Below are 3,790 nucleotides of genomic sequence, written 5' to 3' on the forward strand. Positions count from 1 at the left end.
GGCCCGGCCGCAGCGTGGAGCTGCTCGAGGCCACCGCCTCCGCAGGCGGGCGGCCCGCCCTGGTGGCCCGCGGATGGCGGATGCGGTCGACTCCGGAGGACTTCCCGGTGCACGGCGACCACACCGGTCCCGAGGTGCCGGACGCCCCGCGCGAACGGGGGGCGATGATGTCCTTCGCGTACGCGGACGGATACCTGTCCGTGGTGGACTTCTCGTTCGACCACGGCGACGGGGACGCCCTGGGGCCGGCCCGCGCGTGGGGTCGGAGCCGGCTCGACCTGCTCGAGGGCGAATCGATGACCGGGTGGCAGCACACGATCCTGGTGGCGGACTCGGCGAGCGGGATCTCCCTGGCCACCGACCCGCTCACTCATCCGGCGGTCAACTGTGACCTGGTGGTCTCGCTGCACCGGGAACCGGAACCGGGGTGGGTGCATCTGGACTCCGAGACGGTGGGCGGCCCCGGTCGCGGCGTCATCACCGACACGCTCCTGTCCGACGACCGGGGACGGATCGGCCGCAGCGTCCAGAACCTGTACGGGCGCAGGGCCGGATGAGAGCATGGCCGCGTGAGGGCGCGGTCGGGGTGACGGGCGGACCCGGGCCGGGCGGAGACCCAGGTCACCGGACTCGTCCCGCGTGTCGCACCGCAGGTAGAGTGGCGGGTCGGCCCGATTCCCCCCGATATCAGACGAGGTACCCGCGCACGTGATCACCATCGACGACCTGGAGGTGCGCGCCGGCGTGCGCACCCTGCTCCACATGGACGGGTCCTCGTTGCGGGTCCAGCCCGGCGACCGGATCGGTCTGGTGGGCCGGAACGGCGCCGGTAAGACGACGACGATGAGGATCCTCGCCGGCGAAGGTGAGCCGTACGCGGGCACGGTCGTCTCGACCAGCGACGTGGGGTACCTGCCGCAGGATCCCCGCGAGGGCAACATGGATCAGCTCGCCCGCAGCCGGGTCCTGTCGGCCCGCGGACTCGACGTGTTGATGCTCCAGATGACCGAGGCGCAGGACGAGATGGTCGCCGCCCCGGACGACGCGGCGATGGACCGGGCCGTGCGGAAGTACGGACGGCTCGAGGACGAGTTCTCCGCGCGGGGTGGGTACGAGGCCGAGAGCGAGGCCGCCCGCATCTGCAACAGTCTCGGGCTCGAGGAGCGGATCCTCACCCAGAACCTCGGCACGCTGTCGGGCGGTCAGCGCAGGCGGGTGGAGTTGGCCCGGATCCTGTTCGCCGCGTCCGACGGGGCGGGCAAGTCGCAGACCATGCTGCTGCTGGACGAGCCCACCAACCACCTCGACGCCGACTCGATCACCTGGCTGCGCTCGTTCCTCGAGAAGCACGAGGGCGGGCTGATCATCATCTCCCACGACGTCGAGCTGCTCGAGGCCGTGGTCAACAGGGTGTGGTTCCTCGACGCGGTGCGCGGTGAGATCGACGCCTACAACATGGGGTGGCAGAAGTACCTCGACGCCCGCGCCACCGATGAGGCCCGGCGCCGCCGCGAGCGCGCGAACGCCGAGAAGAAGGCCTCGGCCCTCAAGACGCAGGCCGCCAAGCTGGGCGCCAAGGCCACCAAGGCCGCCTCCGCCAAGCAGATGATCCGCCGCGCCGAGACCATGATGAACCAGCTCGACGCGGTGCGTGTGGCCGACAAGGTGGCGCACATCAAGTTCCCCACCCCGGCCGCGTGCGGCAAGACCCCGATGTTCGCCAAGGGCCTGACCAAGATGTACGGCTCCCTCGAGGTCTTCGCCGGGGTCGACCTGGCGATCGACAAGGGCAGCCGGGTGGTGGTGCTGGGATACAACGGCGCCGGCAAGACCACCCTGCTCAAGCTCCTCGCAGGGGTCGAGCGCACCGACGGTGAGGGCGGCGTCGTCTCCGGCCACGGCCTGAAGGTGGGCTACTTCGCCCAGGAGCACGACACCCTCGACATGGACGCCAGCGTGTGGGACAACATCCGCCACGCCGCCCCCGACGCCGGGGAACAGGACCTGCGCAGCCTGCTGGGCGCGTTCATGTTCACCGGCCCCCAGCTCGAGCAGCCCGCCGGCACCTTGTCCGGTGGTGAGCGCACGCGTCTGGCGCTGGCGGGACTGGTCTCCTCGGCCGCCAACGTGCTGCTGCTCGACGAGCCCACCAACAACCTCGACCCGATCTCGCGCGAGCAGGTCCTCGACGCCCTGCGCAGCTACGAGGGCGCGGTCGTCCTGGTCACCCACGACCCGGGCGCCGTGGAGGCCCTGGAGCCCGAGCGGGTAATCATCCTGCCCGACGGGACCGAGGACCTGTGGAGCCAGGAATACATGGAGATCGTCGAGCTCGCGTGAGCCGAGCGGCGCGAGGGCTCGTGTCGTCGGCGACCTGCACGGTCGGCCTGGATTTCTCGCCCACGACCGCGCGGCATGGTGGCCGCGGGGTTACGGTGGGGGTGTCGCCGGATCCGGCCTGACGCCGGGTGCACCGACGACGGTGTCACCGAGGAGGTCGACCAATGGATGCACAGCCGGTCGTAGTCGGGGTCGACGGGGGACCCGACTCCCTGAAGGCCCTGGCCTGGGCCGCGGAGTACGCGAGCTCGGTCGGGGCGCCCCTGATCGCCCTGGCCGCCGTCGAGACCCCCGCCGTCGTCGGCCCGTACGCGATGGCCGGGTGGGTGGACCCGTCGATTCTGGAGGAGAGGGCGCGGGCGATGCTCGCGGACGCCGTGAGGGACACCCTGGGTGACGACGCCCGCGTCGACCAGACCGTCCTCCGCGGCCACCCTGCGGAGGCGATCGTCGCGGCCTCGCGGGATGCCCGGCTCGTGGTGGTGGGGAGCCGGGGGTGGGGTGGTTTCCGGGGGCTGCTCATGGGCTCTGTGAGTCAGCACGTGGTCGCGCACTCGCGGTCCCCGGTCGTGGTCCTGCCGCGTCAGGCCGACGACGCCTGAGCGCGGTCGGCGTCGCGCGGCGAACGACGCACAACGCACGACGAACATGACGGGTCCCTGCCGCTCCACGGACGGATCAGGTCTCCGTGTGTCCCACCAGACCCTCGAGCAGTGTCGGGAACCGGGCTGAGACGCCTCGGCGGGGGAGGGCGTTCAACGCCTCGCCCTGGCCGGGAAGCGCGGCGTGCCTACCCGTGACCAGGTGGTCGAGTGCCCTCATCAGCGCCGCGGGGTGGGTGTCCAGCGCACTGTGGCCGTTCTCGATTCGGGTGACCGCCGCGTCCGGGGCGATCGACGCCACGCGGTCGGCGATGTCCGGAGGGGTGCGGAGGTCCCTGGTGCCGCTGAGAAGGACCATCGGCCAGGTGAAGCGGGATACCTCTCGACCCAGGTCGACCGGTTCCGCGTCGAACCCGGGAAACAGAGGTGCGAGCGGCGCATACGTGAGTGCGGGGTCGAGGGGCTTTCCGTCGGTCGGGGCGCCGTACCCTAGTTCGCGGAAGCCAATCGCTCCGGCGATGTCGAACTCGTAGACGCCCGGCACGCGGGCGAGCGTGCCTTCCCTGGTCGCGTAGGCCTCGAGGAGTCGCCAGGCTGCGCCCGCCGGCACCCGCAGCCGTCCCGGCGCCCGACCGCGCACTCGGCCCCGCAGCAACGGACCGAGCAACTCCGGCCCGCCCAACTCGTAGGCCGCGCGGACCACGTCGAGCAGGCGTCGGCCGTCCTCTCCGCGGAGGTAGAGACGCCGCACATCCGCGGCGATCGCGGTGTCGGCATCCCAGAACACCGAGCGCACCGCCCGTCGCTCGAGGTCGATGTCCGCCGACGACTGCAGCGCCGAATCCAAA

Annotated in this window: 3 protein-coding genes and 1 pseudogene; 3 read left to right on the forward strand and 1 reads right to left on the reverse strand. The window is 71.5% G+C overall.

The annotated features are described in order from the left end of the window. The 3 genes from G6018_RS13560 to G6018_RS13570 all read left to right on the forward strand — a co-directional run. Window positions 1-557 (forward strand): acyl-CoA thioesterase domain-containing protein (locus tag G6018_RS13560; RefSeq protein ID WP_182639890.1); only part of this gene is annotated, 557 nt, incomplete at its 5' end. 151 nt (window positions 558-708) lie between these two features. Further along, window positions 709-2,340, forward strand: coding sequence for an ATP-binding cassette domain-containing protein (locus G6018_RS13565; protein ID WP_182639891.1), 1,632 nt, complete (start codon window positions 709-711; stop codon window positions 2,338-2,340). Between the two features lie 164 nt (window positions 2,341-2,504). After that, a complete protein-coding gene (locus G6018_RS13570) occupies window positions 2,505-2,942 on the forward strand; it encodes a universal stress protein (protein ID WP_179525307.1) in 438 nt (145 codons plus the stop codon). Window positions 2,943-3,018: 76 nt separating this feature from the next. Here the strand turns inward: G6018_RS13570 and G6018_RS13575 are convergent. Further along, window positions 3,019-3,790: pseudogene (locus G6018_RS13575) on the reverse strand (hydrolase); the annotation flags it as partial.

Origin of the sequence: Dietzia sp. DQ11-44 (assembly GCF_014145205.1) — a bacterium.
In the GTDB taxonomy this organism is placed as follows: domain Bacteria; phylum Actinomycetota; class Actinomycetes; order Mycobacteriales; family Mycobacteriaceae; genus Dietzia; species Dietzia natronolimnaea.